Below are 25158 nucleotides of genomic sequence, written 5' to 3' on the forward strand. Positions count from 1 at the left end.
GGTGGGGCGGGTCAGGTTTGCCGCGACCCCCCTCGCGTCGGCCCGGTCGGTCAGGCGAAGTAGCGCAGCCACACGTACCCCCAGGCGATCAGCGTGGTCAGCACCGTGGTGGCGATGCCGTACCGGGTGAACTGCCAGAAGCTGATCGGTTCGCCGGCGCGGGCCGCGATGCCCAGCACGACGATGTTGGCGCTGGCCGCGACGGCGGTGCCGTTGCCGCCGAGATCGGCGCCGAGGGCGAAGGACCACCACAGCGCCTGTCCGGTCTGCGGGTCCGCCTGGCTGGCGATGTCCGCCACGATGGGCGCCATCGTCGCCGTGTACGGGATGTTGTCGAAGAACGCGCCGAGCACCGCCGAGCCGAAGATGAGGCTGGACGCGCCGGCGAACCAGCTGTCACCGACGGCGTTGCTCGCCCACTGCCCGATCTGCTCGATGACCCCGGTCTCGGTCAGCCCGGCGACCATCACGAACAGTCCCAGGAAGAACGTCAGCGTCGCCCACTCCACCTCGGCCAGGTACTTCGCGGTGTCGGCCCGGGTGACCAGCACCATCACCCCGGCGCCGAGCAGGGCGACGATCGCCACGTCGACACCGGTCACGGTGTGCAGCGCGAAGCCGACCATGACCAGGACGAGCACGACCAGGCAGCGGGTCAGCATGGCCGAATCGGTGATCGCGGCGCGGGCGTCCATGTCGCGGACCGCCGCGAACCGCTCCGGGTGGTACTCGAACGACTTGCGGAACATGAACCGCGCCAGCACCAGGAAGGCCAGGAACATCACCACGGTGATCGGGGCCATGTGCACCAGGAAGTCGTTGAAGCTCAGCCCGGCGCGGCTGCCGATGATGATGTTCGGCGGGTCCCCGATGAGCGTCGCGGCGCCGCCGATGTTGGACGCGAGCACCTCGGCGATCAGGTACGGGGCGGCGGAGATGCCCAGCCGGCGGCAGACCGAGATGGTGATCGGGGCGACCAGCATCACGGTGGTGACGTTGTCCAGGAACGGGGACGCGAGGCCGGTGATCCCCACGAGCAGCGCCATCAGCCGGTACGGGCGCCCTTGCGAGCGTTGCGCCGCCCAGATCGCCAGGAACTCGAACACGCCGGTCTGCTTGACCACCCCGACGATGACCATCATGCCGAGGAGCAGGAAGATGACGTCCCAGTCGATGCCGGCGTGGTGGGCGTAGAACACGTCCGAGCCCGGCACCAGGCCGAGCAGAGCCATCAGGCCGGCCGCCCCCAGCACCACCGCCACCCGGTTGATCTTCTCGGTGGCGATGAACAGGAACGCCACCGCGAAGATCGCGATGGCGGCGACGGCGGGTACGGCGCTCACGGGCGCCCGCCCGGCGGGCCGTGCCGGCCGTGGTGCGTGCCGTCGGGCGGTCCGGCGGGCGGTGTCGTCGGTGCGGGCGGCACCTGCGTTGCGGTCACGGGTTCCTCCGGGTAAGGGTCGGCGACCACCAGCCCTTCCCGGCGGCGCGAGGCCGCCGGGAAGGGCCGCCGGGGAGGGTGGCGGGGTCGCGGGCCGGACGGCGCGTCCGGCCTCGTGCTGCAAGTTCAGCCGCCCGGGGCGTCACCCGACCATCGGGTCTGACACCCATTTGGCGCCGGTGCCGGCCTGTAGTCCGACGCCCCGGTCGGGCCTGCCGCGGCCACCGCCGTCGCGCGCTCCGCGCACCGCCCGGCCGGCACCCGTCACCCCCGGCGGCCGGGCGTGCCATGCTGGCCGTGGCGTTTCTCCGCGCCGCGATCCGCCGGCGCCCACCACGACCGGCCGGCACACCCGCCGGGCCCGGGCCGCCGGATGAACCCAGACGTCAGGCGCGGGCGGGCATGGGTGGGCCACGGCGGGCAAATGGGTGTGGCCACGCATGTACACCGGCCGCCGGCGCCGGACAGACTGGTCAGGATGGTGGCGGACCGCGACCGCGGTCCGGCCGGCCACCGGCGGCGGGTCGGGGGAAGGAGGGGCGCACTGGTGTCGCTGTTCTGGCGGATCTTCCTGCTCAACGCCGCCGTGCTGGTCATCGCCACACTGCTGCTGCTCGGTCCGGTCACCGTCTCCACCCCGGTGCTGCTCACCGAGGCGGTCGTCCTGGCCGTGGGGCTCGCGGCGATGCTGGTCGCCAACGCCGCGTTGCTGCGGGTGGGCCTGGCGCCGCTGCGGCGGCTGGCCCGGGCCATGACCACCATCGACCTGCTGCAGCCCGAGGCGCCCCTGGTGCCCGCCGGCCCCGGCGGCACCGCGGAGCTGATCCACGCCTTCAACGCCATGATCGACCGGCTCGAGGCGGAGCGGGCCGCCAGCGCCGCCGCCGCGCTCTCCGCCCAGGAGGCCGAACGCCGCCGCGTCGCCCAGGAGCTGCACGACGAGGTCGGCCAGACGCTGACCGCGGTGCTGCTCGAACTCAAGCAGGTGGCCCGGCGCGCCCCCGAGCCGCTGCGCGGGCAGCTGACGCAGGTGCAGGAGACCACCCGCGACAGCCTCGACGAGATCCGCCGCATCGCCCGCCGGCTACGCCCGGGAGTGCTGGAGGAGCTGGGGCTGGTCAGCGCGCTCAAGGCTCTCGTCCCCGAGATCACCGGGCACACCGACCTGACCGTGGAGCAGCACCTCGCCGCGGACCTGCCGGCCCTCGGCAGCGAGGCCGAGCTGGTGCTCTACCGGGTGGCCCAGGAGGCGTTGACCAACACCGTCCGGCACAGCAAGGCCAGGGCGGTCGAGGTGTCGCTGGAGCGTCGTACCGGGGCCGTGCGGCTGCGGGTATGCGACGACGGGCGGGGCGTCGGCGCCGCGGCGGAGGGCGCCGGCATCCGTGGCATGCGGGAGCGTGCCCTGCTGATCGGCGCCCAGCTGAGCGTGGGCCCGGTGGCGGGCGGCGGCACTGAGGTGCGGTTGACCGTGCCGGTGGACGAGCGGGGCGGGTCGTGACCACCCGGATCCTGCTCGCCGACGACCACGCCCTGGTCCGCCGGGGGGTGCGGCTCATCCTGGACAGCGAGCCGGACCTGACCGTGGTGGCCGAGGCCGGTGACGGCGCGGAGGCGCTCACCCTGGCCGCCACCGAGCGCCCCGACCTGGTCATCCTGGACATCGCCATGCCCCGGATGACCGGCCTGCAGGCCGCCCGGGAACTGGCCCGCCAGCAACCGGACCTGCGCATCCTCATCCTGACCATGTACGACAACGAGCAGTACTTCTTCGAGGCGCTGAAGGCCGGCGCGAACGGCTACGTGCTCAAGTCCGTTGCCGACCGGGACCTGGTGGAGGCGTGCCGGGCCGCCATGCGCGACGAGCCGTTCCTCTACCCGGGCGCGGTCAACGCGCTGATCCGCAACTTCCTGGAGCGCAGCGCGCAGGGCGCGGACCCGCCGGCGCGGGCCATCACCGAGCGCGAGGAGGAGATCCTCAAGCTGGTCGCCGAAGGCCACTCCTCGAAGGAGATCGCGCGGCTGCTGTTCATCAGCGTTAAGACCGTGGAACGGCACCGGGCGAACCTGTTGCAGAAGCTCGGCCTGCGTGACCGGCTGGAGCTGACCCGCTACGCCATCCGGGCCGGCCTGATCGAGCCGTGAGCCGCGGTGGCGGCCGCCGGGACCGGGCGACTTTCCTGCGCGCGGGCCCTGCCGTTCTCTACCGTCGACAGATATGGGCGCTGAGCAGCCGTGGAGCCGGCCGGCCCGGCGGCGCCGCCCGGTCCGCACCGGGCTGGTCTTCGCCGGCCTGGGCGTGGCGTTGTGCTGCGTGGGGGTGGCCGGGCTGGGCGCCTGGAACCTGCAGGTGGTCACCCAGGCCAGCGGGCCGGTGCGGGAGACCGCCGACGGTTTCCTGCGGCAGGTGACCGCGGGCGACAGCGCCGGGGCGTACGACCGGCTCTGCGCCGACGCGCGCAGCCGGTGGAGCGAGATCGGCTTCACCAGTTGGGTGCGCACCCCGCCGGTGGTCAGCGGCTACGAGATCGTCGACGTGTCGGTGGCCACCCGGCGGGGTCGCCCGCATGGCGCCGTGCAGGTGCGGCTGACCCGGGAGGGCGGCGCCACCGAGGAGCGGACGCTGTCCGTGGTGAATGAGGACGGCGGGTGGCGGGTCTGCGGCGACCCGTACTGAGCCGCGCGGTCAGTGGCGCGGACCGAGGTCGCCGGCGCGGTAGTGCCGCCGGCAGAGCACCTGGTAGCGCACGTCGGCGGTGTCCACCGTGTCGCCGATGACGACCTGCGCGCCCTCGCGGACCACCCGCCCGCCGACCACCCGGGCGTTGAGCAGCCCTTCCCGGCCGCACCAGCAGAGCACCTCGACCTGGATGCGGGCCACCTCGTCGGCGAGTTCGAACAGCCGCTGCGCGGCCGGGAACAGGCAGGAGCGGAAGTCGGTGGCCAGGCCGAAGGCGTACACGTCCACGTCGTAGCGGTCGACCAGCTCGGCCATCTGCTCGACGTGGTCGACACTGTAGAAGCTGGCCTCGTCGCAGATGAGGTAGTCGACGCGGACCCCCTCGGCCCAGGTGTCGCGCACCAGCGCGCGCAGGTCGAGGTCGTCGGTGACCTCGACGGCGTCGTGGGCCAGGCCGATCCGGGTGGTCACCCGGGGGCCCAGCGACCGGTCGATACGGGTGGTGACCAGGCCGCGACGGCCCTGCCGGGAGTGGTTGTAGTTCATCTGCAGGGCCATCGTGGACTTGCCGCAGTCCATCGGCCCCCAGAAGAACTTCAGCGCCGCCGCGTGCAGCGGCCGCCCGTCCGCCCCGCGCGCCGCGGCGCAGCCGACCGGGGTGTCGTGCGGGCCGGGCAGCGGGCGGGCCAGGCAGGTCTGGGCGGCAGCGGCGTCGTCGGTCACGGTCGGGCAGCCTAACCGATCGACCCGGCCGGATCTGCCGCACGCACGCCGGACGCGGGTCAGAGCACCCGGGGCGGGGTGTTGCCGGCGGCGACGATGGCCCGGCGGATCGGCACCGCCAGCAGCAGCAGGAACCCGACGACGAAGAAGATCAGCAGGGAGACCAGGCCGACCCGGTAGGAGGCGGTGAGCTGGAACACCAGGCCGAACGCGAGCGGGCCGAGCCAGCTGGTGCCCTTGTCGCTGATCTCGTAGAAGCCGTAGTACTCGCCTTCCTTGCCGGCGGGGATGAGCTGGCTGAACAGCGACCGGCTCAGCGCCTGGCTGCCGCCCAGCACCAGGCCGATCGCGGCCCCGAGCACCATGAACGGCAGCGGCGCCTCGGCCGGAAGGCGGAACGCGGCGACGATCACCCCGGTCCACAGCACCAGGCTCAGCAGCACGGTCTTCCAGGCGCCGATGCGCCGGGCGAGGGCGCCGAGGCTGAGCGCGCCGCCGAAGGCGAGGAACTGCACCAGCAGGATGGTGGTGATCAGGGTGCTCTGCCCCAGGCGCAGCTCCTCGGTGCCGTACTGGCTGGCCAGGGTGATGACGGTCTGGATGCCGTCGTTGTAGACCAGGAAGGCGAGCAGGAAGAACAGCGTCAGCGGGTACGCCTTGATCTCGCGCAGGGTGCGGGCGAGCTGGCGGAAGCCGTCGGTGAACACGTTGCCGCGGCCACCGGCGGCGAGGGCCGCGGCGGTGGGCCGCTCGCTCAGCCAGCGCAGCGGCACCAGGGTGAACACCGCCCACCACACGCCGGCCGAGACGATGGACCAGCGGGCCAGGTCCAGGGTGCGCTGCGGGTTGCCGTCCTCGCTGAGCAGGGTGACCGCGACCAGGTTGCCGGCCAGCAGCAGGCCGCCGCCGAGGTAGCCCAGCGCCCAGCCGCGGCTGGAGATGCCGTCGCGTTCGTCGGGGCCGCCGAGCTGGGGGAGGAACGAGTTGTAGACCACGATGGCCGCGCCGAAGCTGATGTTGGCGATCAGGAACAGCGCCCCGCCGAGCAGGTAGCGGTCGCCGGTGACGAAGGCCATCGCGACGGTCGCCCCGGCGCCGGTGAACGCGGCGCCGCCGAGCAGCCGCTTCTTGTGCAGGGACCGGTCGGCGATCGCCCCCATCACCGGCAGCACGAAGACGGTGAGGAAGACCGACAGCGAGATCAGGTACGGGTAGTACGAGCCGGCGGCGACCTTGATGCCGAGCGGGTACACGAACCCGTCGCAGCGGTCCGCGCCGAGTTCGCAGCCGGCCGCCAGCTCGGCGACGGTGGTCAGGAACGGGCCGAGGAACACCGTGATGACGGTGGTCTGGAAGGCGGAGTTGGCCCAGTCGTAGACGTACCAGCCGGTGCGCTCCCGGCGGGTGCTCGCCGGGGCGGGGGTGTCGCCCACGGTGGGGGTGGCGGTCTCGGCCATCGGTTCCTCGTCGGGGGTCAGGCGGCCCAGTGGCCGCGGCTGCGGTAGACGTCGCGCAGCACGCCGACGTGATCGGTCATGATGCCATCCACACCAAGATCAAGTAACTCGTGCATCTCGGTGGGTTCGTCGATCGTCCAGACGTGCACCTGCAGGCCGAGGCGGTGGCAGTAGGCCAGAAAACGACGGTCGACCACGCGGATGCGCCCGTAGCGCACCGGCACCTGGGCGGCGACCACCGACGGCGGCAGCCGCAGCGACCGCCCGTGCAGCGAGGCCATCCGCAGCCGGGCCACCCCGCGCATGCCGAGGCCGGTGGCGACCCGCCCCTCGGTGAGCGCCCGCATCCGGGCCAGCCGGGCGTCGCTGAACGAGGCGAGCAGCACCCGGTCGCCGGCGCCGGCCCGCGCCACGGTGGCCACGGCCGGCTCGACGCCGCCGTCGGCCTTGACGTCGACGTTGAACCGCACCTGCGGCCAGGCGTCGAGCACCTCGTCGAGGCGGGGCACCACGGCGGCGCCGCCGACCCGCACCGAGGCCAGGTCGGCCCAGCGCAGCTCGGCGATGCGGCCCCGCTCGCCGGTGACCCGTTCCAGGGTAGGGTCGTGGAAGATCACCGCCACCCCGTCCACGGTGGCGTGCACGTCGGTCTCCACGTACCGGTAGCCGAGGCCGATCGCGCGGGCGAACGCCGCGGCGGTGTTCTCGTCACCCTCGGCGGCGCCGCCGCGGTGGGCGAAGGCCAGCGGCGCGGGCGCGTCGAGGTAGGGGTGGCCGGTCAGCACGCAGCGCAGTATGCCCGCCGGAGGTGGCCGCCCGGCGAGCAGCCCGTGACCGATGGATCGCGGCGAAGGCGGCTGGAGCGGTGACCCACGTGGAGCCAACCCGACCGTCACCGACCGTGAAGGACCCTGCGGGCTGACGCTCGGTCACCGGGCAAACTCCTCGGTCGCCGCCTGCCCGCCCCCTTTGCTCTGCACACAGATACGCACCAGCCGTCAACCTGCGGCTACTCCGGCCGTCGTTCCCGGCCGTCGCCCAGCGAGGTCACTGTCGGTGACCACCCCCCGGGTCGGTCGCGGATGCGCAGGACGGCCCGTCCCACGCCCTCCTTGGGGCGCGGCGTCAGGCGGTGGGGCGGCGGCGGTGGGAACGGCTGGTGTCGGCCGGGCGGCCGGGGTCGACGTGGCGGGGGCGGTCGGGCTCGTCCGGGCGCAGCGGGACCAGGTCGTCGGTGAGCGCGTCGATGATCCGGTCGGTGGCCCGGCGGGCCGCGCCGGGCACGCCGTAGGTGAGGCCGGCCAGGTCGACCGGGTCGCCGAAGTGCACCCGGATCACCGGGCGGCGCAGCGCGGCCCGGGCGAGCCCGCGCAGCATCCCCTTCGGGGCACGGTAGGGCAGCACCTCGTGTGAACCCCACTGGGCGACCGGGATCACCGGGGCGCCGCAGGTCAGGGCGAGCCGGGCGGTGCCGGTCTTGCCCCGCTCGGGCCACATGCCCGGGTCCAAGCCGATGCGCCCCTCGGGGTAGACCAGGATCACCGAGCCGCCGGCGACCGCCGCGGCGGCGTCGACCAGCGCCTGGTGTACGGCGTTGGTGCCCCGGTCGACCCGGATGTGCCCGGCCTGGCGCATCGCGGCCCCGACCACGGGGGCGCGGAACAGCCCGCCGGTGGCCAGGATCCGGGGGGAGACGCCGACCGTCCGGCACGCGGCGGCCATCACCACCGGGTCGAACGGGCTGATGTGGTTGGCGGCCAGGATCAGCGGCCCGCGCCGCAGGTGTGCCGGCACGCCTCCGGTGACCTCCAGGCGGGCCAGCAGGGCGACGACGACGCGGGCGAGCAGTTGGGCGGCGCGCCAGATCGGCGGCGGCTGCCAGGGGGAGCGGGCGGTGTCCATCAGCGCGCAATGGTCGCACGGGCGGCCCGCCCGTCGGGGGTCAGGTCGGGGCGCCGTCCGCCGGACGGGGCCGCGACCGAGGGCCGGGAGGCCGGGGTGATCAAGGTCATTGGTCCCGGTGGTGATCGGGACCCCCGGCCCTGCCGATCCTTCTACGACCGGCGGTAGTATTTACTACGTCTCGTAGTATGAACGGCTGGGGGTTTCAGGTGGACGCGTTGGACGTCGCCCGCTGGCAGTTCGGTGTCACCACCGTCTACCACTTTCTCTTCGTACCGCTGACCATCGGCTTGTCCGTGCTGGTCGCCATCCTGCAGACGCTGTGGCACCGCACCGGCAACGAGAAGTACCTCAAGCTCACCAAGTTCTACGGCAAGCTCTTCCTGATCAACTTCGCGATGGGCGTGGTCACCGGCATCGTGCAGGAGTTCCAGTTCGGCATGAACTGGAGCGACTACTCCCGCTTCGTCGGCGACATCTTCGGCGCCCCGCTCGCCATCGAGGCGCTGGTCGCCTTCTTCCTGGAGTCGACCTTCATCGGCTTGTGGATCTTCGGCTGGGACCGGCTGCCCAAGCGCCTGCACCTGGCCGCCATCTGGGCCGCGGCGATCGGCACCAACCTGTCCGCGTACTTCATCCTGGCCGCCAACTCGTTCATGCAGAACCCGGTCGGCTACCGGATCAACCCGGAGACCGGCCGCGCCGAACTCACCGACTTCCTCGCGGTACTGACCAACAAGGTCGCCCTGGTCACCTTCCCGCACACCATCGCCGGGGCGTTCCTGGTCGCCGGCTCGCTGCTGGTCGCGGTCGCCCTGTGGCACCTGATCCGCAACCGCGACTCGGCCGACACCCCGGCCTACCGGTTCGCCGCGAAGTTCGGCTCCTGGGTCACCCTGGTCGCCGCCGCCGGCGTGGTCATCACGGGCGACATCCAGGGCAAGATCATGACCCAGGTGCAGCCGATGAAGATGGCCGCCGCCGAGGGCCTCTACACCACCGAGAGCCCCGCCTCGTTCTCCGTGCTCACCGTCGGCAGCCTGGACGGCACCCGCGAACTGTTCGCCATCAAGATCCCGTACCTGCTGTCGTACCTCGGCACCGGCGACCCGAACGGCACCGTGCACGGCATCAACGACCTGCAGGCCCAGTACGCCAGCCAGTACGGCCCGGGCAGCTACACCCCGATCATCCCGGTCACCTACTGGAGCTTCCGCTTCATGATCGCGTTCGGGCTGGCCGCCGCCGCGATCGCCCTGCTGGTGCTCTGGACCCACCGCAAGGGCCGCGCCCCGACCAGCCGCTGGCTGCTGCGCCTCGGCCTGGCCATGCCCGTGCTCCCGCTGCTGGCCAACTCCTTCGGCTGGATCTTCACCGAGATGGGCCGCCAGCCGTGGATCGTCTTCGGCGAGATGCTCACCCGCAACGGCGTCTCCCGCAGCGTGTCGCTGACCGAGGTGCTCACCTCGTTCACCGCCTTCACCCTGATCTACGCCACCCTCGCGGTGATCGAGTTCCGGCTGCTGGTCCGCTACGCCAAGGCCGGCGTACCGGATCTCACGCCGGCGCCGGAGATCGACGACACCCACGACGACGCCGAGCGCCCGCTCGCCTTCGCCTACTGACCACCGGAGCGCACCGTGGACCTCACCACCATCTGGTTCCTGCTCGTCGCCGTGCTCTTCACCGGCTACTTCATCCTGGAGGGCTTCGACTTCGGCGTCGGCATGCTGCTGCCCGTGCTCGGCCGCGACGACCGGGAACGCCGCGTCCTGATCAACACCATCGGGCCGGTGTGGGACGGCAACGAGGTGTGGCTGATCACCGCCGGCGGCGCCATGTTCGCCGCCTTCCCCGAGTGGTACGCCACCCTGTTCTCCGGCTTCTACCTGCCGCTGCTGCTGATCCTGCTGGCCCTGATCGCCCGCGGCGTCGCCTTCGAGTACCGGCACAAGCGCCCCGAGCCGTCCTGGAAGCACCGCTGGGACACCGCGATCTTCGTCGGGTCGGTGGTGCCGGCGGTGCTGTGGGGGGTGGCCTTCGCCAACATCCTGCGCGGCGTGCCGCTGGACGCCGACCACGAGTACGTCGGCGGCCTGCTCGACCTGCTCAACCCGTACGCCCTGCTCGGCGGGGCGACCACCGCGGCGCTGTTCCTCACCCACGGCGCGGTCTTCATCGCGCTGAAGACCGTCGGCGAGGTCCGTGAGCGCGCCGGCGCGCTCGCGGTGCGGGTCGGCGTGGTCGCCGCGGTCCTCGCCGTGGCGTTCCTGACCTGGACGTTGGGCATCCGCTCCAGCACGGCCGCCGTCGCGCTGGCGGCCGGCGCGGCGCTCGCCCTGCTCGGTGGTCTCGCCGCCGCCCGGCTACGCCGGGAGGGCTGGGCCTTCACCGGCACCGCGGTGGCGATCGGCCTCGCCGTGGCGACCCTGTTCGCGGCGCTGTTCCCGAACGTGCTGCCCTCCACCCTGGACGCCGCCGGCACGCTGACCGCGACTAACGCCGCCTCCACCCCCTACACCCTGAAGATCATGACCTGGGTGGCGGTGGTGTTCACCCCAATCGTGCTGGCCTACCAGGGCTGGACGTACTGGGTGTTCCGCAAGCGCATCGGGGTGGCCCACATTCCGCAACACTGACCCGGCCCGGGACTAGGGTGAAGCGGTGACCGGCGACGCGTGGACCGACCTGTTCGGCAGCGCGACGCCGGTCGTCGCCGCCCCGCTCGCCGGGGGCGCTACCACCCCGGCCCTGGTCCGCGCCGTCGCCGCGGCCGGCGGCTTCGCCTTCCTCCCCGCCGGCTACAAGACCCCGGAGGCGGTCGCCGCCGAACTGGCCGAGTTGCGGGCGACCGGGACGCCGTGCGGGGTGAACCTGTTCGTGCCCGGCCCTCGCGACATCGACGAGCCCACCTTCCGCCGATACGCCCACGAGATCGCCGCCGAGGGCGCACCGTACGGGCTCGACCTGGCCGGCGCGCCGCTGGTGCACGACGACGACCACTGGTCGGACAAGATCGACCTGCTGTTGGCCGCCCCGGTGCCGGTGGTCAGCTTCACCTTCGGGCTGCCCGACCCGGCGGCGGTGACCGCGCTGCGCCGCGCTGGCAGCCGGGTGCTGGTCACGGTGACCTCGGTGGACGAGGCGCTCGCCGCCCGCGACCTGGGCGTCGACGGCCTCGTAGCCCAGGGCACCGAGGCCGGCGGGCACAGCGGCACCCACACGCCGCACCGACCGGCCCCGCCGACCTCGACCCGACCCCTGGTCGGCGACGTGGTCCGGGCCACCGGGCTGCCGGTGGTTGCCGCCGGCGGCGTGGCCGGCCCCGACGACGTCCGCGCCCTGGTCGCCGCCGGCGCCACCGCTGTGGCCGTCGGGACGCTGCTGCTGCGCACCGACGAGAGCGGGGCCAGCCGCACCCACCGCGACGCCCCGGCCGACCCGGCCCGCACCGGCACCGTGCTCACCCGCGCCTTCACCGGCCGGCCGGCGCGCGGGCTGCGCAACGCCTTCATCGACCGGTACGAGCCCGTCGCGCCGCTCGGCTATCCGGAGCTGCACCACCTGACCCGCGGCATGCGCGCGGCGGCCGCCGCGGCCGGGCACGCGGACCGGGTGCACCTGTGGGCCGGCACCGGCTACCGGCACGCCGCCACCGGCCCCGCCGCCGCCGTGGTCGAGCGGCTCACCGCGACGCTCTGACCGCGACGAGGTCAGCCCACCTCCGGCACGGGTCGGTCGCACCCGCGCCGGAGGCGTGACCGGGGCGGGTCAGGCCGCCGCGGGGGCGCCGTTCCCGGTCGCCGCCAGCTCGGCGTCGGCCCGCTGTTTGAGCAGGGTGAGCACGCGTCCGGCCACGGCCAGGTCCGCGGCGGGGATGTCCCGGTACAGCCGGGCGGCGATGCCGACGACCACGTCGGCGATGCGGCGCTGCACCTGTCGGCCGGCGTCGGTGAGCGCCAGTCCGGACCCGCCGGCGGGCAGCGCGCGCAGCAGCCCGCCGGCGACCAGCTCCTCCACCGCGGCCAGCACCACCGACTGGTCGACCTTCAGCGCGCCGGTCAACCGCTCGACGAGGTCTGCCCGGACGACGGCCCCGCCCTCGGCGGCGGCGGCGTTGAGGGCGAGAGACTGGTGGAAGGTGATGCCGAACCCAACCAGCTCGCGTTCCAGCACGGCACGGGTGGCGTAGTGGGCCTGGCCGATGATCTGGCCGTTCACGGCGGTCATGACGATCCTCCTGATGAATTGGTTGCACCAATGTTGGCGCAACCAACGATAACAGGATTTGTGGGTCGTGCCAACAATCGGGTTAGGCTCTCCGCATGGACCACATCGGCGAGCCGGAAACTCCCACCCGGCTGCGCACCACCCCGAGCTGGCTGCTCTCCCAGACCGCCGCCCACGCCGGCCGGCTGGTCAGCGACGGCTTCGGCGGCATCGGCGCCCGCGGCTACCACTATCGGATCCTCGCCGCCCTCGACGAGTTCGGCCCGGCCAGCCAGGCCGACCTCGGCCGGCGCGGCGCCATCGACCGCAGCGACGTCGTCGCCACCGTCAACGAACTCGCCGCGAGGAACCTCGTCGTCCGCGCACCGGACCCCGCCGACCGGCGGCGCAACGTCATCACCATCACGTCCGCCGGGCGGCGCGAACTCCAGCGCATGGGGGAGACCCTCGCCGGCGTCCAGGAGACCCTGCTCGCCCCGCTCACCTCCACCGAGCGCGACGAGCTCACCCGCCTGCTCGGCAAACTCCTCGCCCACCACCGGCAGCGCCACTGACCGGCGAAACGACGGTGGGGCGGGCGGCGCCACCGCCACCCGCCCCACCGGCGCCCACCGCTCAGTGGGCCTCGCGCAACTCCGCCAACCGCGCCTCGATCTCCGCCAGCTCCGCGCGCAGCTTCTCCGCCTGCTGCTCCGCCTCGGCCCGTTCCGCGGCCAGGATCTGCTCCACCGCCTCGTGCACCCCCGGCACGTCCACCAGCGCCACCATCCGCAGCGCCTCGGCCGGCTTCACCACGTACGGCTTGGCCAGGGCCTTGCTGCCCTGCTGCGCGGCCACCGTCCATTCGCCGTCGGCGTACGCCAGGGTCACCGTCAACGCGGCCGGCCCCTTCGGCTTGGCCGCCTTCGCCGCCCGGCGCGCCGGCCTGGCCGCCTCCACCGTCTCCACCTTCGACTCCTCCTGCCGCTCCGGCCGCTGCGCCGGCACCCGGTCCAACACGAACTCCGGCTCCGCCGGCGCCGCCTCCGGCTCCGGCTGCGGCTCGGGCTGCGGCTCCGCCGCCTTCCGCCCCGTGCCCCGCGGCGCCACCGCCACGTCGGCGGGGGAGAACGGCAACTCGTCGCGGCCGAACCGGACCACAACGAACTCCTCCGACACCGCCGGATCGGTCAGCTCCACCACCTGCCCGACCTGCCCGGCGATCTGCCCGGCCGCGGCGGTGAACACCACCTTCGGCTTGCGGCCCGCCGCCAACGCCTCCCGGATGCTGCGCACCTCGTCATCGGACAACCCCTGGCCAGCGGCACCCATCAGCAACCTCTTCCGTACACCTGTTTGATTCCTGCCTTGATACCAGCCGGCTGCGACAGCACCGCAGCGGGATCACCCACCCAACGCCCGCAGCGCCCGGTCCGCGTGCCCGGTCATGCTGAGCTCACTGTGGACCACCTCGATCACCCGCCGGTCGGCGCCGATCGCGAACGTCACCCGCCGGGTGCTCAACGGTCCCAGCGGCAGCCGCCGCCGCACCCCGAACCGGCCCGCCACCACACCGTCCGGATCCGACAGCAGGGGATAGTCGAACCCGTGCAACCGGGCGAACTCCGCCTGCTTCGCCACCGGATCCCGGCTGATCCCCACCCGCTGCGCGCCCACCGCCGCGAACTCCGCCGCCAGGTCCCGGAAGTGACAGCTTTCCGCCGTACAGCCGCGGGTCATCGCCGCCGGGTAGAAGAACAGCACCACCGGCCCCGCCGCCAGGAACTCCGACAGCCGCCGCACCGTCCCCGTCTGGTCCGGCAGCGCGAAGTCCGCCACCACGTCCCCGACATCCAGCACCACGCACCTCCACCTCGAACCGACGCGCGGCGAGCGTAGAGGATCACCCCCACACCGCCGCCACCTCGTCCGCCACCGCCGCCGCCTGCACCCGACCGGCCCGGGCCGCCGCCGCCCGCCGCGCCGGGTCCAGCACGTTACGCCCGATGGCCGCCCGCGCCGCCGCGTCCGGCGACACCGCCACCACCTGCGCCCCTTCCGCCCGCAACGCCGCCACCTGCGCCGACAATCGCGGCATCGGCCCGAACGCCGCCGTGGTCGGCGCCAGCACCACCACCCGCCGCGCGCCCCGGGCCAGATCCGCGTTCACCGCCGAGCGCAGCCCGCCGTCGATGAACCGCCGCCCACCGATCGTCACCGGCGGCCACACCCCGGGCACCGCGCAACTGGCCCCCACCGCGTCCACCAGCGACACCCCGCTGTCGGCGTCGAACGCCACGAACTCACCCGAGGTCGCGTCCACCGCCGTCACCAGCAACCGCCGCGCCGGCCAGTCCCGCACCGGCAACCGCGCCTCGATCACCGCCCGCCGCGACTGCTCCGAGGGCGTACGCGCGGCCAGCGCCATCGCGCCGATCCGGGCCCGTGCCCGTACCGCGTCCCGGGTACGCCCGCCCGCCCACACCAGCCGCGCCACCGCGGCGAACCCGAACCGCGCCGCCACCTCACCCCGCGGCGGCGCCAACTGCGCCTCGTACAGCTCCTGCACCGGGCGGCCCGAACACATCTGCGCACCCACCACCGACCCCGCCGAGGTGCCCACCACCAGGTCCGCTTCGGCCAGCGCCACGCCCCGCTCGGCCAGCCCGGCCACCACCCCCAGTTCCCAGGCGACCCCGGTCACCCCGCCGCCACCGAGCACCAACGCCCGCGTTATGTGATCCACCCCTCCCCGCCGGCACGTGCCGGTCACGGTAACGTCGGCGCAGCAGCCACGGCAGGGGAGAGGTCCGTTGAATCCCGTCACCGTCATCACCGGCGGCAGTCGCGGCATCGGCGCCGCCACCGCCCGCCGGCTCGCCCACGCCGGCCATCACATCGCCCTGTCCTACCGCCGCGACCGCGACGCCGCCGAGGCCGTTCTCGCCGACCTGCGCGCCACCGGCGTACGCGCCGTCGCCGTGGCCGCCGACACCCGCGACCCCGACCAGGTCACCGCCCTCTTCGACGCCGCCGCCGACCTTGGCGACCTCACCGGGCTGGTCAACAACGCCGGGGTCACCAGCCCCATCGGGCCCTTCACCGACCTCGACCCCACCGACCTGCGCCACGTCGTCGACGTCAACCTCATCGGCTACGTCCTCTGCGCCCAGCAGGCCGCCCGCCGGATGAGCAGCGGCGCCGCCATCGTCAACGTCTCCTCCGCCGCCGCCACCCTCGGCAGCCCCGGCGAGTACGTGCACTACGCGGCCGTCAAGGCCGCCACCGACACCCTCACCACCGGCCTGGCCAAGGAACTCGCCCCCCGCGGGATCCGGGTCAACGCGGTGGCCCCCGGCGTCATCCGCACCGAGATCCACGCCCTCTCCGGTCAACCCGACCGCCCCGACCGCGCCGCCGGCCGCATCCCCCTCGGCCGCGCCGGCGAACCCGACGAGGTCGCCGGCGCGGTCGCCTGGCTGCTCAGCCCGGACGCCTCCTACACCACCGGCGCGGTCCTGCGCGTCGCCGGCGGCCTCTGACATCATCGGGCCCATGACCGGAGTCTTCGGCGACGTCGCCGACCTCTACGACGACGCCCGCCCCGGATATCCCGCCACGATCGCCGACACCGTCCGTGCCTACCACGGCGGCGCCCCCGCGCACGTCGTCGAGCTCGGCGCCGGCACCGGCAAGGCCACTGAGGTGCTGCTGCGCCTCGGCGCCCCGCTCACCTGCGTCGAACCCGACCCGCGGATGGCCGCCCTGCTGGCCGCCAAGTACCCGCAGGTGACCGTCGCCGCCCAGAGCTTCGAGCAGTGGCGGCCACCCGCCGGCGGCGTACCCCTGATCGCCTGCGCGCTGGCCTGGCACTGGCTCGACCCGGCCACCCGCAACCAGCGCGCCCACGCCGCCCTCACCCCCGGCGGCACCCTCGCCGTCTTCGGCCACCAGTACGGCTACGCCGACCCCGAACAGGGCCGGGCCATCGACACCGCGCTGCGCGCCATCGACCCCACCGTCGAGGAACGACCCGCCGGCTGGTTCCACCACGACATCACCGCCAGCGGCCTGTTCACCGACATCCGCACCGACACCGTCCACCGCGACATCGACCTGACCACCGACCGCTACCTGCACCTGCTGCAGACCTTCGGCCCGTACCGGCAACACTCCGCCGACCAGCAGGCCCGCGCCCTGGCCGCGCTGCGGTCCGTGGTGGACGGATTCGGCGGCACGGTCACCCTGCGCCTGCGCACCGACCTGGTCCTCGCCCGCCGCCCCGCCACCGGCTGACCGGTCAGCCCGCCGACACCTCCGCGCCACCGTCGGTCACGCCGCCCCCGGCACCCGGGACGAGTTCCAGCCGCGGGATCAGCCGGAGCGCGATCCGCGCCCGCCCCGGACCGGTCACGTTGCGCGGGCCGTACTTCGCGTCGAACAACGCCAGCACCCGCACCCGCTCGGCGTCCCCGTCCACCCGGACCAGCCGGAACGACGTACCCGACCACCCGTGGACGGTCAGCGGACGCGACAGCCGGACCTCCAGCGGCCCGGTTCCGTGGTCGGTGAGCTGGTCCACCATCGGCGAGCCGTCGATGCAGCACTCGTCGGCGGCGACGACGAAGTGCACCTCGCAGGAACGCAGCACCCGGTGACCGTGATTCACGGTCAGCGGCAGGCAGACGTACTCGTCCAGCCGCCGGGTGCTGGGATGCGCCCACAGGTCGTCGAAGCGGCTCGCCACGAACTCCCCGAGCGGACTGGCCATGAAGACCTCCAGGTGCGGCGACGCCGACGCCCGGGCACCGATCGGAAAGAACGAGATGAGCGCCTTGTCGTCCCAGCGGAACATGTGGATCGACGGCGAGGCGTCGTAGATGCGCACCTGGAACCGGGTACGCGGCTCCCGGTCGAGGGACCCGGCGAAGTCGTTGAGCCGGCGCAGGTTGTCCACGAGCACCTCCCGGACGTCCACCGGCCGGATCTCCTCGGCCCGCTGGGACGCGGCGGCCGAGTCGGGGTCGAGCAGCAGCACCCGGACGACCACCCCGTTGTGCAGCGCGGCCCGCAGGGCGCGCAGGAACCGCTCCCGCCCACCGCCCTCGAGCAGATGACTGCCCGTGTCCATGATCGCGACCATGGCCTGCGCCCCGGCCACGTGCGCGCTGAACTCCTCATCGTCCAGGCGCGGGTGCTCCTCCACCCGGGACCGGCGCAGCTCCTCGAAGAGCGGATCGAAGATCGCGTACGTCAGAGCGACGATGACGATGCTGGCTCCGATGTTGAGCAACACGTCCCCGTCGTAGCCTTCCGCCGCCCGACCCCACGCCAGCAGCGCGACCGACAGCACCACCAGCGCCAGGGAACCGGCCACCCGGCGCAGACGCCAGCGCAGACCACGACGGAGAACCACTGCGATCCGCTTGCCCACGCGTCCTCCCGTGTGGCGCAGGTGGGATCGATGATCGCCCATCAGCGGGTGTCACGCAACGGCTCCGGCCCGTCACCGGACCGGTTGCCGCGCCGCCTGATCCTCAGGTGGCGCGCCGGGGCAGGGGAGCGGGGTGCCGGCGGGACAATCGACCGCATGCCCCTGCTCGTCCCACCGCTGGTGACACCCGGCACGCTGGCGCGCCTGCCGCAACCCGAGATCGACGCCGACGGCGTACGGCTGCGTCCCTGGCGGCCGGCCGACCGTCACGCCGTGGTCGCCGGCTACGCCGACCCGGCCATCCGGCGCTGGCACTGCCGGTCGATGACCGACGCCGAGGCCCGCGACTGGATCGGCAGCTGGCCCGAGCGGTGGCGACGCGAGACCGGCGCCGGCTGGGCGGTCGTCGACGACGCCGGGGTGCTCGGCCAGATCAGCCTGCGCCGGCTCGACCTCGCCGAAGGGCTGGCCGAGGTCTCCTACTGGGTGCTGCCCGCCGCTCGGGGCCGGCGTGTCGCCCCGCGCGCGCTGACCGCGCTGGCCGGCTGGGCGCACGGCCGGCTCGGCCTGCACCGGGTGGAGCTGTCCCACTCGACGGCCAACCCCGCGTCCTGCCGGGTGGCGCTGCGGGCCGGCTTCACCGCCGAGGGCACCAAACGTGGCGAGGGCCGGCACGCCGACGGCTGGCACGACATGCACCTGCACGCCCGGCTCGCCACCGACTCCACCCCGGATGTCTCGTCGTCGATGCGGCGGTGAGCCGCAACCGTCACGATAAGGAAGGTTTACAGTTCGGGGGAGACGCGGGTAGCGTCCGGGTTCAGATCGACAATCACCGATCACACGAGGGCCTGAAGGGTATTCGTGCGTCGCCGGAACACCATGACGCGGCTGCTGGCCATAGCCGCACTCGGACTGCCGTTGGCCCTTCCCGCCGCCCCGGCCGCCGCCACGCCGGTCACCGCGGTCCGGCAGCTGGGCGATGTGGTCCCCGCACCGGTCGAGACCCGCCCCGACGCCCGGGGCACGTTCACGCTCGGCCCGCTCACCGTCATCCGCACCTCACCCGGCTCGGCCGACGCCTGGCGGGTCGGGCGGCAGCTCGCCGAGACACTGCGCCCCGCCACCGGCTACCCGCTGCCGGTGCTGCCGGCCCGCTCGACACCGCTGCCCGAGATCGCCCTGCTCCTCGGCGGCCCCGACGGACGCGTCGGCCAGGAGGGCTACCAACTCGACGTCACCCGCCGAGGGGTGACGATCCGGGCGAACACCGCGGCCGGGCTCTTCGCCGGTACGCAGACCCTGCGCCAGCTGCTGCCCGCCCAGATCGAGGCGCCCGACCGGCAGCGGGTCACCTGGGCCGTGCCCGGCGGACGGATCCTGGATTACCCGCGCTTCGCCTACCGCGGCGCGATGCTCGACCTGGCCCGGCACTTCCACACCGTCGACGAGATCACCGCGTACGTGGACCTGCTCAGCCAGTACAAAATCAACTACCTGCACCTGCACCTGACCGACGACCAGGGATGGCGGATCCAGATCGACTCCTGGCCGCGCCTGACCACCGTCGGCGGCGGCCCCGGCACCGGCGTCGACGGCGCCGGCCCCGGCTACCTCACCAAGGCCGACTACAAGGCCGTCGTCGCCTACGCCGCCGCCCGGCACATCACCATCGTCCCCGAGATCGACATGCCCGGGCACACCAACGCCGCCCAGTCGACCTACGCCGAGCTGAACTGTGACGGGGTCGCGCCGCCGCCGCGCACCGACATGGCGGTCGGCTACAGCTCGCTGTGCATCGACGACGAGTTGACCTACCGGTTCGTCGAGGACGTCATCCGCGAGCTCGCCGCGATCACGCCCGGCCCGTTCCTGCACATCGGCGGCGACGAGGCGCACGCGACCACCGACGAGGATTACCGCACCTTCATGCAGCGGGTGCTGCCGCTGGTCGCGAAGTACGGCAAGCGCTCCTCGGGGTGGAACGAGGTCATGCAGGTCGACCCGCCGACCGACGTCGTGGCCCAGTTCTGGGGGACCGGCACCACCAACGCCGACCTGGCCGAGGCCGCCGCCCGGGGCAACAAGGTGGTCATGTCACCGGCCAGCAAGGCCTACCTCGACATGAAGTACGACCCCACCACCCGGCTGGGGCTGTCCTGGGCCGGCTACACCGAGGTGGACGACGCGTACGGCTGGGATCCGGCGACCCGGGTGACCGGCGTCGGCGAGAACGCGATCCTGGGCGTCGAGGCGCCACTGTGGTCGGAGACCCTGCGCAGCCTGGACGACATCGAGTACATGGCCTTCCCGCGCCTGCCCGCGATCGCCGAACTCGGCTGGTCCACGGCGGCCAGCCACGACTGGGAGTCGTTCCAGACGCGACTGGGGGCGCAGGCGCCGCGGTGGCGCCTGCAGGAGGTCGACTTCTACCCGTCGCCGCAGGTGCCGTGGTCCTGACCGGATGAGCCGCGGGTCCGGGCCGGCAGCGGCCCGGACCCGCCACGGCGCGGTTCACCCGCGCCGCCCTACCAGCCCGTGGCCGCGCGACGACCACCGCGGACACGGCCACTACCGTCGCCGACGGTCAAGATCCAGTCCCGGTCCGTACCGCAGTGGTCCGGAAGCGGCGCTGGTAGACCGAGGGCGGGATGCCGTACGACGTGACGAACGCCCGCCGCAGCGTCTCGTCGCTGCCGAACCCGCTGCGCCGGGCGGCCTCGGTGACCGTGCCGCCCTGCTCCAGCAACGCCCGGGCAGCCTCGATCCGGGCCAGCTCCAGGTAGCGGCCGGGTGTGAGGCCGAACTCCTGCTGGAAGAGCCGGCGCAGGTGGCGCGAGGTGACGGCGGCGTCGCGGGCCATCGCCTCCACCGGATACGGCGCCGACGGGTCGGCGGCCACCCGGTCGACCACCCGGCGCAGCCGCTGATCGCCGGTCGCCGGCAGGTCCTGCCGGACGGAGAACTGGGACTGTCCGCCCGGGCGTTGCATGAACACCACCAGTTCCCGGGCCACCTCGCGGGCCAGTCCGGAACCGTGGTCCGCCTCGACCAGGGCGAGCGCCAGGTCGATCCCGGCGGTCACCCCGGCGCTGGTGGCGAAGCGCCCGCTGCGCACGTAGATGGCGTCCGGTCGTACCTCGATCGCCGGGAACTCGGCCCGCAGCCGCGCCGTGTGCCGCCAGTGGGTGGTGGCCGGGTGCCCGGCCAGCCAACCGGTGCGGGCCAGCAGGAACGCGCCGGTGCAGATCGCGGCGAGGCGGGTGTCCGGCCGGACCAGCCGGCCCAGCCGGGCCCGGACGTCGGCCGTGCCGGGCAGCGCGGAGAGGTCGTCCGCCCCGGTGAGCACGAGGGTGTCCACCGGCTCGGCGTCGTCGACGGTGGTGTCGGCGACGAGCCGCACCCCGGACGAGGTGCGTACCTGCGCCGACCGCCAACCGAGCAGCGCGACCGTGTAGCCGGCGCCGCGTCGGCTGGCCGCGTCGAACACGTCCACCGGACCGGAGACGTCGAGCAGCTGCACCCCGTCGAAGACCACCACACCGACCCGATGCGGTCGTGACCTGGCCATTCCCGGCACCTCCTCGTGGCCCTTCCGCGACCCGGCCGGCTCATGTCCGTATCCGTGGCATAGGTGTCCTCACGGACATGGCCGGGCCGAGTCTAGTCCCGGCAGCATCGGCGGAGCACAAGGCGACCACCACGAACGCGGCCAGCCCGCCGCCGAAGGGACCACCCGAATGACCGAGATCATCGCCGGGATCACCATCCCGGACACGCCGCTCGCCGCCGCCGCGACCGACCTGGTCCGGCGGGCCACCGACGACCTGCTGTACCACCACTCCCGCCGGGTGTTCCTGTTCGGCGCGCTGCAGGGGGAGCGGCGCGGCCTGTCCCCGGACCCGGAACTGCTCTACGTCGGGGCGATGTTCCACGACCTCGGCCTGACGAGTGCGTACGGCAGCGCCGACCTGCGCTTCGAGGTCGACGGGGCACGGGCGGCGGAGCGGTTCCTGCTCGAGCACGGCCGCCCGGCGCAGGACGCGCGTAAGGTCTGGCTGGCCGTCGCGCTGCACACCACGCCGGGCGTACCGGACCACCTCGACCCGGAGATCGCGCTGGTCACCGCCGGCGTGGAGACCGACGTGCTGGGCATCGGCCACCGCGACCTGGATCCGGCCCGGATCGCCGAGGTGACCGCCGCCCACCCGCGTCCCGACTTCAAGCGCCGGATCCTGGCCGCCTTCACGAAGGGCAACGCGCACCGACCCCGGACCACGTTCGGCAACGTGAACGCGGACGTGCTCGCGCACTACGACCCGTCGTTCGTCCGGGACGACTTCGTGGAGATCATCCTGGGCAGTGACTGGCCGGAGTGAGCCGGCCGCCGATCACGGCGGACGACCGGCCGACGCTGGCCGGCCGGTCGTGCTGGTTTCTCGCCGGCTGTCCCGTCTCATCCACCCTGGGCTACCTGGACCGGCCCTGCCCGGGCACCACCGGTGGCGCTGAGGTATGCCACCCGTCCGGCCGGGTAGGCACCCGCGTGGAGAGCGGACGGATCGGCGACCACGGCTTTCTGGCGGACGGCCGCAGCGGGGTCCTGGTGGACCGGGCCGGATCGGTGAACTGGTGGTGCCCACTACGCTTCGACGCGCCGTCCGTCTTCGGGCGGCTGCTCGACGACGACGCCGGTTACTGGTCGATCCAGCCGGCGGAGCACTTCACCTCCGAACGGTCCTACCTCACCGACACGCTCGTGCTGCGTACCGTCTTCACCACCCGGCAGGGCAGCGTGGCGCTGACCGACGCCCTCGCGCTGGAGCCCGGCGCGCGCGGCCACGACATCGGCCTGCGCTCACCGCGGGTGCTGGCCCGCGTGGTCGAGGGGCTCTCCGGCGAGGTGCCGGTGCGCCTGGACTACCGTCCGCGGTTCGAGTACGGACGGGTCACCGCCTACCTGACCGAACACGACGGCGTGGTCGACGCGAACGCCGGCGCCTGCCGGCTGAGCCTGCGCGGCGACGTCCCGTTGCGACGGCGGGAGGGCGACGCCACCGCGAGCTTCACCGTCCGGGCCGGCGAAACCTACCGCTTCACCCTCGGCCACGCGCCCACCTACGACGCCGACCCGCCCGCGGTGCCCGACGCCGACCGGGTGGTCGCCGACGCCGTCGCCGGCTGGCGCTCCTGGGCCGACCTGCACGCCGACCAGTACCGCGGCCTGTTCCGCGACGAGGTGCGGCACAGCGCCCTCATCCTGCAGGGAATGACCTACCGACCCAGCAGCGCGATCGTCGCGGCGGCGACCACGTCACTGCCCGAGGAACTGGGCGGGGACCGCAACTACGACTACCGCTACGTCTGGGTGCGCGACTTCAGCCTCACCCTCCAGGCCCTCTGGCGGTCGGCCTGCCCGGACGAGGCCAACCGGCAGTTCACCTGGGTGGCCCGGGCGATGGGGCGCATCGGTGACGAACCGGTGCCCATCATGTACGGGGTGCAGGGGGAGCGGGATCTCACCGAGCACCCCCTCGACCACCTCTCCGGGTACGCCGACAGCCGGCCGGTCTTCGTCGGCAACGACGCCTGGAGACAGCGGCAGTCCGACGTGCTCGGCGAGATCCTCGACGCGGCCTGGCTGATGCGCCACTACCTCGACCCGATGATGCCCGACGTGCGCCAGCTGCTGCGCGACCTGGCCGACCAGGCGGCACGCAACTGGCGCCGGCCGGACGCCGGCATGTGGGAGGCCCGGGACGCCGAACGGCACTACGTGTCGTCCAAGGTGCAGTGCTGGACGGCGCTGGACCGGGCCGTGCGCTTCGGCCCACGGCTCGGCGACCAGGCCGACGTGGCCCGCTGGGCCGCCGCCCGGGACGAGGTCCGCGAGGCCGTACTGACCCGGGGCTGGCACGAGCGGCTCGGCGCGTACACCGGGGCCTTCGACTCCGACAACCTGGACGCCTCGGTGCTGCTCATGCCGCTTGTCGGCTTCCTGCCGGCCGACGACCCGCGGATGCGTTCGACGGTGCGCGTGATCGAACGCGAACTGTCCCACGACGGGTTGCTGCGCCGCTGGGACGGCGACCCGGCCGGCTTCGTCATCTGCTCGTTCTGGCTGGTCAGCTGCCTGGCGCTGGCCGGTGAGGTGGACCGGGCCCGCCGGATGTTCGGTCGGCTCGCCGGCCGGGTCAACGACCTGGGGCTCTTCGCGGAACAGATCGACCCGTTCACCGGCGAGCAGGTGGGCAACTTCCCGCAGGCCTTCTCGCACATCGGCCTGATCAATGCCGCCGGCCGGCTCACCGAGGCCGCCGAACGGCGCGCCGCCGCCGGCCGGCCGCGACAACCCGTGCCGGCCGGTACGGGACGGACGGAAGGAGCACGCTGATGACTGGACGCCTCGAGGGCAAGACCGCCCTGATCACCGGCTCGGACTCGGGGATCGGACAGGCCACCGCCATCGAGTTCGGCCGGGAGGGCGCCGACGTGGTGGTGCACTACCTGCACGACCACGCCGGCGCCAACCACACCAAGGCCAAGGTGGAGCAGGCGGGCCGGCGGGCCGTCGTGGTGCAGGGCGACATCAGCGTCGAACACCAGGTCGAGGCGATGTTCGACGAGGCGCTGGCGGAGTTCGACACGCTGGACATCCTGATGAACAACGCCGGGGTGGACGCCTCCGGCATCCCGGTCGCCGACCTGGACACCGAAACCTGGGACCGGGCCATCCGGGTCAACGTCTACGGCGCGTTCTTCTGCTCCCGGCGCTTCGTGCAACACCGCCGGGACCAGGGCGGCCACGGAAAGATCATCAACACCACCTCGATCCACCAGGAGGTCGCCCGGGCCGGCGGCGCGGACTACGACACCAGCAAGGGCGCGCTGCTGGAGTTCGCCAAGAGCCTCGCCCTGGAGGTCGCCCCGATGCACATGAACGTCAACAACGTCGGGCCCGGGATGGTGCTCACCCCGTTCAACCAGCGGGCCATCGACGATCCGAAGTACCTCGAGGAGCAGGTGCAGAGCATCCCCTGGAAGCGGGCCGCGGAGCCCGCGGAGATCGCCAAGGTCGCGGTCTTCCTGGCCAGCGACGACGCCGACTACGTCACGGGCTCGACCTACTTCATGGACGGCGGCCTGATGCAGAACCAGGGCCAGGGCGCCTGACGACGGCCACTGCCGTCGGCGTTGCACTATCCACGAGATTCGCACGTTTTGGAGTTCTTCGCATCCTTTGGCCGCGGCTGGTCGAGGATGGGCGCAGAGGCCAGCCACGGCCGCAGGGACCGACGGTGGTCGTACGTCG

The 25158-nt window shown here is 73.2% G+C and carries 25 protein-coding genes; 14 read left to right on the forward strand and 11 right to left on the reverse strand.

Annotated features, from left to right (window positions below):
- Positions 1 to 50: 50 nt before the first annotated feature.
- On the reverse strand, positions 51 to 1343 hold the full coding sequence (locus tag ACVCAH_RS14865) for an SLC13 family permease (RefSeq protein WP_447136703.1): 1293 nt from the start codon (positions 1341 to 1343) through the stop codon (positions 51 to 53).
- A gap of 645 nt (positions 1344 to 1988) precedes the next feature.
- Between ACVCAH_RS14865 and ACVCAH_RS14870 the strand changes: the two genes are divergently transcribed.
- From ACVCAH_RS14870 to ACVCAH_RS14880, 3 genes are all read left to right on the forward strand, one after another.
- Positions 1989 to 2942: a histidine kinase gene (locus ACVCAH_RS14870; RefSeq protein WP_447136704.1), complete on the forward strand. Its 954-nt coding sequence runs from the start codon at positions 1989 to 1991 to the stop codon at positions 2940 to 2942.
- Positions 2939 to 3586, forward strand: coding sequence for a response regulator (locus tag ACVCAH_RS14875; RefSeq protein WP_447136705.1), 648 nt, complete (start codon positions 2939 to 2941; stop codon positions 3584 to 3586). Before ACVCAH_RS14870 ends, ACVCAH_RS14875 begins: the two co-directional genes overlap by 4 nt.
- Positions 3587 to 3659: 73 nt before the next feature.
- Positions 3660 to 4118: an Rv0361 family membrane protein gene (locus ACVCAH_RS14880; RefSeq protein WP_447136706.1), complete on the forward strand. Its 459-nt coding sequence runs from the start codon at positions 3660 to 3662 to the stop codon at positions 4116 to 4118.
- 9 nt (positions 4119 to 4127) lie between these two features.
- On the opposite strand, the gene ACVCAH_RS14885 is transcribed toward ACVCAH_RS14880, so the two are convergent.
- From ACVCAH_RS14885 to ACVCAH_RS14900, 4 genes are all read right to left on the reverse strand, one after another.
- Positions 4128 to 4844 carry a thymidine kinase gene (locus ACVCAH_RS14885; protein ID WP_447136707.1) on the reverse strand — a complete coding sequence of 239 codons (717 nt, stop codon included), beginning with the start codon at positions 4842 to 4844 and terminating at the stop codon, positions 4128 to 4130.
- Between the two features lie 59 nt (positions 4845 to 4903).
- On the reverse strand, positions 4904 to 6301 hold the full coding sequence (locus ACVCAH_RS14890) for an MFS transporter (protein ID WP_447136708.1): 1398 nt from the start codon (positions 6299 to 6301) through the stop codon (positions 4904 to 4906).
- Between the two features lie 17 nt (positions 6302 to 6318).
- Complete coding sequence (locus tag ACVCAH_RS14895) at positions 6319 to 7086, reverse strand: glycerophosphodiester phosphodiesterase (protein ID WP_447136709.1); 768 nt, start codon at positions 7084 to 7086, stop codon at positions 6319 to 6321.
- A gap of 340 nt (positions 7087 to 7426) precedes the next feature.
- Positions 7427 to 8203, reverse strand: coding sequence for a lysophospholipid acyltransferase family protein (locus ACVCAH_RS14900; RefSeq protein WP_447136710.1), 777 nt, complete (start codon positions 8201 to 8203; stop codon positions 7427 to 7429).
- Positions 8204 to 8412: 209 nt separating this feature from the next.
- Between ACVCAH_RS14900 and ACVCAH_RS14905 the strand changes: the two genes are divergently transcribed.
- Genes ACVCAH_RS14905 through ACVCAH_RS14915 form a run of 3 tightly spaced genes read left to right on the forward strand, consistent with a single transcriptional unit; the run spans position 8413 to position 11905 of the window.
- Complete coding sequence (locus ACVCAH_RS14905; RefSeq protein WP_447136711.1) at positions 8413 to 9828, forward strand: cytochrome ubiquinol oxidase subunit I; 1416 nt, start codon at positions 8413 to 8415, stop codon at positions 9826 to 9828.
- Between the two features lie 15 nt (positions 9829 to 9843).
- Positions 9844 to 10842 carry a cytochrome d ubiquinol oxidase subunit II gene (cydB, locus tag ACVCAH_RS14910; protein WP_447136712.1) on the forward strand — a complete coding sequence of 333 codons (999 nt, stop codon included), beginning with the start codon at positions 9844 to 9846 and terminating at the stop codon, positions 10840 to 10842.
- Between the two features lie 25 nt (positions 10843 to 10867).
- Entirely contained in the window at positions 10868 to 11905 is a 1038-nt protein-coding gene (locus ACVCAH_RS14915; RefSeq protein WP_447136713.1) for a nitronate monooxygenase, read from the forward strand.
- Positions 11906 to 11974: 69 nt separating this feature from the next.
- Here the strand turns inward: ACVCAH_RS14915 and ACVCAH_RS14920 are convergent, their stop codons facing one another.
- Positions 11975 to 12433: a hypothetical protein gene (locus ACVCAH_RS14920; RefSeq protein WP_447136714.1), complete on the reverse strand. Its 459-nt coding sequence runs from the start codon at positions 12431 to 12433 to the stop codon at positions 11975 to 11977.
- Between the two features lie 95 nt (positions 12434 to 12528).
- On the opposite strand from ACVCAH_RS14920, the gene ACVCAH_RS14925 reads away from it, so the two are divergent.
- Positions 12529 to 12987: a MarR family winged helix-turn-helix transcriptional regulator gene (locus ACVCAH_RS14925; protein WP_447136715.1), complete on the forward strand. Its 459-nt coding sequence runs from the start codon at positions 12529 to 12531 to the stop codon at positions 12985 to 12987.
- A 61-nt stretch (positions 12988 to 13048) separates the two neighbouring features.
- Here the strand turns inward: ACVCAH_RS14925 and ACVCAH_RS14930 are convergent, their stop codons facing one another.
- The 3 genes from ACVCAH_RS14930 to ACVCAH_RS14940 form a co-directional block, all read right to left on the reverse strand.
- Positions 13049 to 13744 carry a hypothetical protein gene (locus ACVCAH_RS14930; protein ID WP_447136716.1) on the reverse strand — a complete coding sequence of 232 codons (696 nt, stop codon included), beginning with the start codon at positions 13742 to 13744 and terminating at the stop codon, positions 13049 to 13051.
- A gap of 72 nt (positions 13745 to 13816) precedes the next feature.
- On the reverse strand, positions 13817 to 14275 hold the full coding sequence (locus ACVCAH_RS14935) for a peroxiredoxin (RefSeq protein ID WP_447136717.1): 459 nt from the start codon (positions 14273 to 14275) through the stop codon (positions 13817 to 13819).
- A gap of 40 nt (positions 14276 to 14315) precedes the next feature.
- Positions 14316 to 15149: a patatin-like phospholipase family protein gene (locus ACVCAH_RS14940; protein ID WP_447136788.1), complete on the reverse strand. Its 834-nt coding sequence runs from the start codon at positions 15147 to 15149 to the stop codon at positions 14316 to 14318.
- A gap of 76 nt (positions 15150 to 15225) precedes the next feature.
- Here ACVCAH_RS14940 and ACVCAH_RS14945 point away from each other — a divergent pair, with 76 nt between their 5' ends.
- Together ACVCAH_RS14945 and ACVCAH_RS14950 are read left to right on the forward strand one after the other, a co-directional pair.
- Positions 15226 to 15954, forward strand: coding sequence for an SDR family NAD(P)-dependent oxidoreductase (locus ACVCAH_RS14945; RefSeq protein ID WP_447136718.1), 729 nt, complete (start codon positions 15226 to 15228; stop codon positions 15952 to 15954).
- 13 nt (positions 15955 to 15967) lie between these two features.
- On the forward strand, positions 15968 to 16708 hold the full coding sequence (locus tag ACVCAH_RS14950; protein WP_447136719.1) for a class I SAM-dependent methyltransferase: 741 nt from the start codon (positions 15968 to 15970) through the stop codon (positions 16706 to 16708).
- A gap of 4 nt (positions 16709 to 16712) precedes the next feature.
- Here ACVCAH_RS14950 and ACVCAH_RS14955 read toward each other — a convergent pair whose 3' ends face one another.
- The gene (locus ACVCAH_RS14955; protein ID WP_447136720.1) at positions 16713 to 17846 is read right to left on the reverse strand and encodes a hypothetical protein; all 1134 of its coding nucleotides are present in this window, start codon (positions 17844 to 17846) and stop codon (positions 16713 to 16715) included.
- A gap of 156 nt (positions 17847 to 18002) precedes the next feature.
- Between ACVCAH_RS14955 and ACVCAH_RS14960 the strand changes: the two genes are divergently transcribed.
- Both ACVCAH_RS14960 and ACVCAH_RS14965 read left to right on the forward strand, forming a co-directional pair.
- Entirely contained in the window at positions 18003 to 18605 is a 603-nt protein-coding gene (locus ACVCAH_RS14960) for a GNAT family N-acetyltransferase (RefSeq protein ID WP_447136721.1), read from the forward strand.
- Positions 18606 to 18728: 123 nt separating this feature from the next.
- Positions 18729 to 20306, forward strand: coding sequence for a beta-N-acetylhexosaminidase (locus ACVCAH_RS14965; RefSeq protein WP_447136722.1), 1578 nt, complete (start codon positions 18729 to 18731; stop codon positions 20304 to 20306).
- 127 nt (positions 20307 to 20433) lie between these two features.
- On the opposite strand, the gene ACVCAH_RS14970 is transcribed toward ACVCAH_RS14965, so the two are convergent.
- Positions 20434 to 21417, reverse strand: a complete 984-nt coding sequence (locus ACVCAH_RS14970; RefSeq protein WP_447136723.1) for a GlxA family transcriptional regulator — start codon at positions 21415 to 21417, stop codon at positions 20434 to 20436.
- 169 nt (positions 21418 to 21586) lie between these two features.
- On the opposite strand from ACVCAH_RS14970, the gene ACVCAH_RS14975 reads away from it, so the two are divergent.
- The 3 genes from ACVCAH_RS14975 (at position 21587) to ACVCAH_RS14985 (ending at position 25019) form a co-directional block, all read left to right on the forward strand.
- Positions 21587 to 22225, forward strand: a complete 639-nt coding sequence (locus tag ACVCAH_RS14975; protein ID WP_447136724.1) for an HD domain-containing protein — start codon at positions 21587 to 21589, stop codon at positions 22223 to 22225.
- Between the two features lie 167 nt (positions 22226 to 22392).
- Positions 22393 to 24240, forward strand: coding sequence for a glycoside hydrolase family 15 protein (locus tag ACVCAH_RS14980; RefSeq protein ID WP_447136725.1), 1848 nt, complete (start codon positions 22393 to 22395; stop codon positions 24238 to 24240).
- Positions 24240 to 25019, forward strand: a complete 780-nt coding sequence (locus tag ACVCAH_RS14985) for a glucose 1-dehydrogenase (protein ID WP_447136726.1) — start codon at positions 24240 to 24242, stop codon at positions 25017 to 25019. Before ACVCAH_RS14980 ends, ACVCAH_RS14985 begins: the two co-directional genes overlap by 1 nt.
- The last annotated feature ends 139 nt before the right edge of the window (positions 25020 to 25158 follow it).

The organism is Micromonospora sp. LZ34 (genome assembly GCF_052981855.1).

Excerpts from the sequence above, each read along its gene's own strand:
- ACVCAH_RS14880 (WP_447136706.1), top strand. The coding sequence starts at position 3,660 with ATGGGCGCTGAGCAGCCGTGGAGCCGGCCGGCCCGGCGGCGCCGCCCG.
- ACVCAH_RS14890 (WP_447136708.1), bottom strand. The coding sequence starts at position 6,301 with ATGGCCGAGACCGCCACCCCCACCGTGGGCGACACCCCCGCCCCGGCG.
- ACVCAH_RS14900 (WP_447136710.1), bottom strand. The coding sequence starts at position 8,203 with ATGGACACCGCCCGCTCCCCCTGGCAGCCGCCGCCGATCTGGCGCGCC.
- ACVCAH_RS14920 (WP_447136714.1), bottom strand. The coding sequence starts at position 12,433 with ATGACCGCCGTGAACGGCCAGATCATCGGCCAGGCCCACTACGCCACC.
- ACVCAH_RS14925 (WP_447136715.1), top strand. The coding sequence starts at position 12,529 with ATGGACCACATCGGCGAGCCGGAAACTCCCACCCGGCTGCGCACCACC.
- ACVCAH_RS14930 (WP_447136716.1), bottom strand. The coding sequence starts at position 13,744 with ATGGGTGCCGCTGGCCAGGGGTTGTCCGATGACGAGGTGCGCAGCATC.
- ACVCAH_RS14950 (WP_447136719.1), top strand. The coding sequence starts at position 15,968 with ATGACCGGAGTCTTCGGCGACGTCGCCGACCTCTACGACGACGCCCGC.
- ACVCAH_RS14960 (WP_447136721.1), top strand. The coding sequence starts at position 18,003 with ATGCCCCTGCTCGTCCCACCGCTGGTGACACCCGGCACGCTGGCGCGC.
- ACVCAH_RS14965 (WP_447136722.1), top strand. The coding sequence starts at position 18,729 with ATGACGCGGCTGCTGGCCATAGCCGCACTCGGACTGCCGTTGGCCCTT.
- ACVCAH_RS14970 (WP_447136723.1), bottom strand. The coding sequence starts at position 21,417 with ATGGCCAGGTCACGACCGCATCGGGTCGGTGTGGTGGTCTTCGACGGG.
- ACVCAH_RS14975 (WP_447136724.1), top strand. The coding sequence starts at position 21,587 with ATGACCGAGATCATCGCCGGGATCACCATCCCGGACACGCCGCTCGCC.
- ACVCAH_RS14985 (WP_447136726.1), top strand. The coding sequence starts at position 24,240 with ATGACTGGACGCCTCGAGGGCAAGACCGCCCTGATCACCGGCTCGGAC.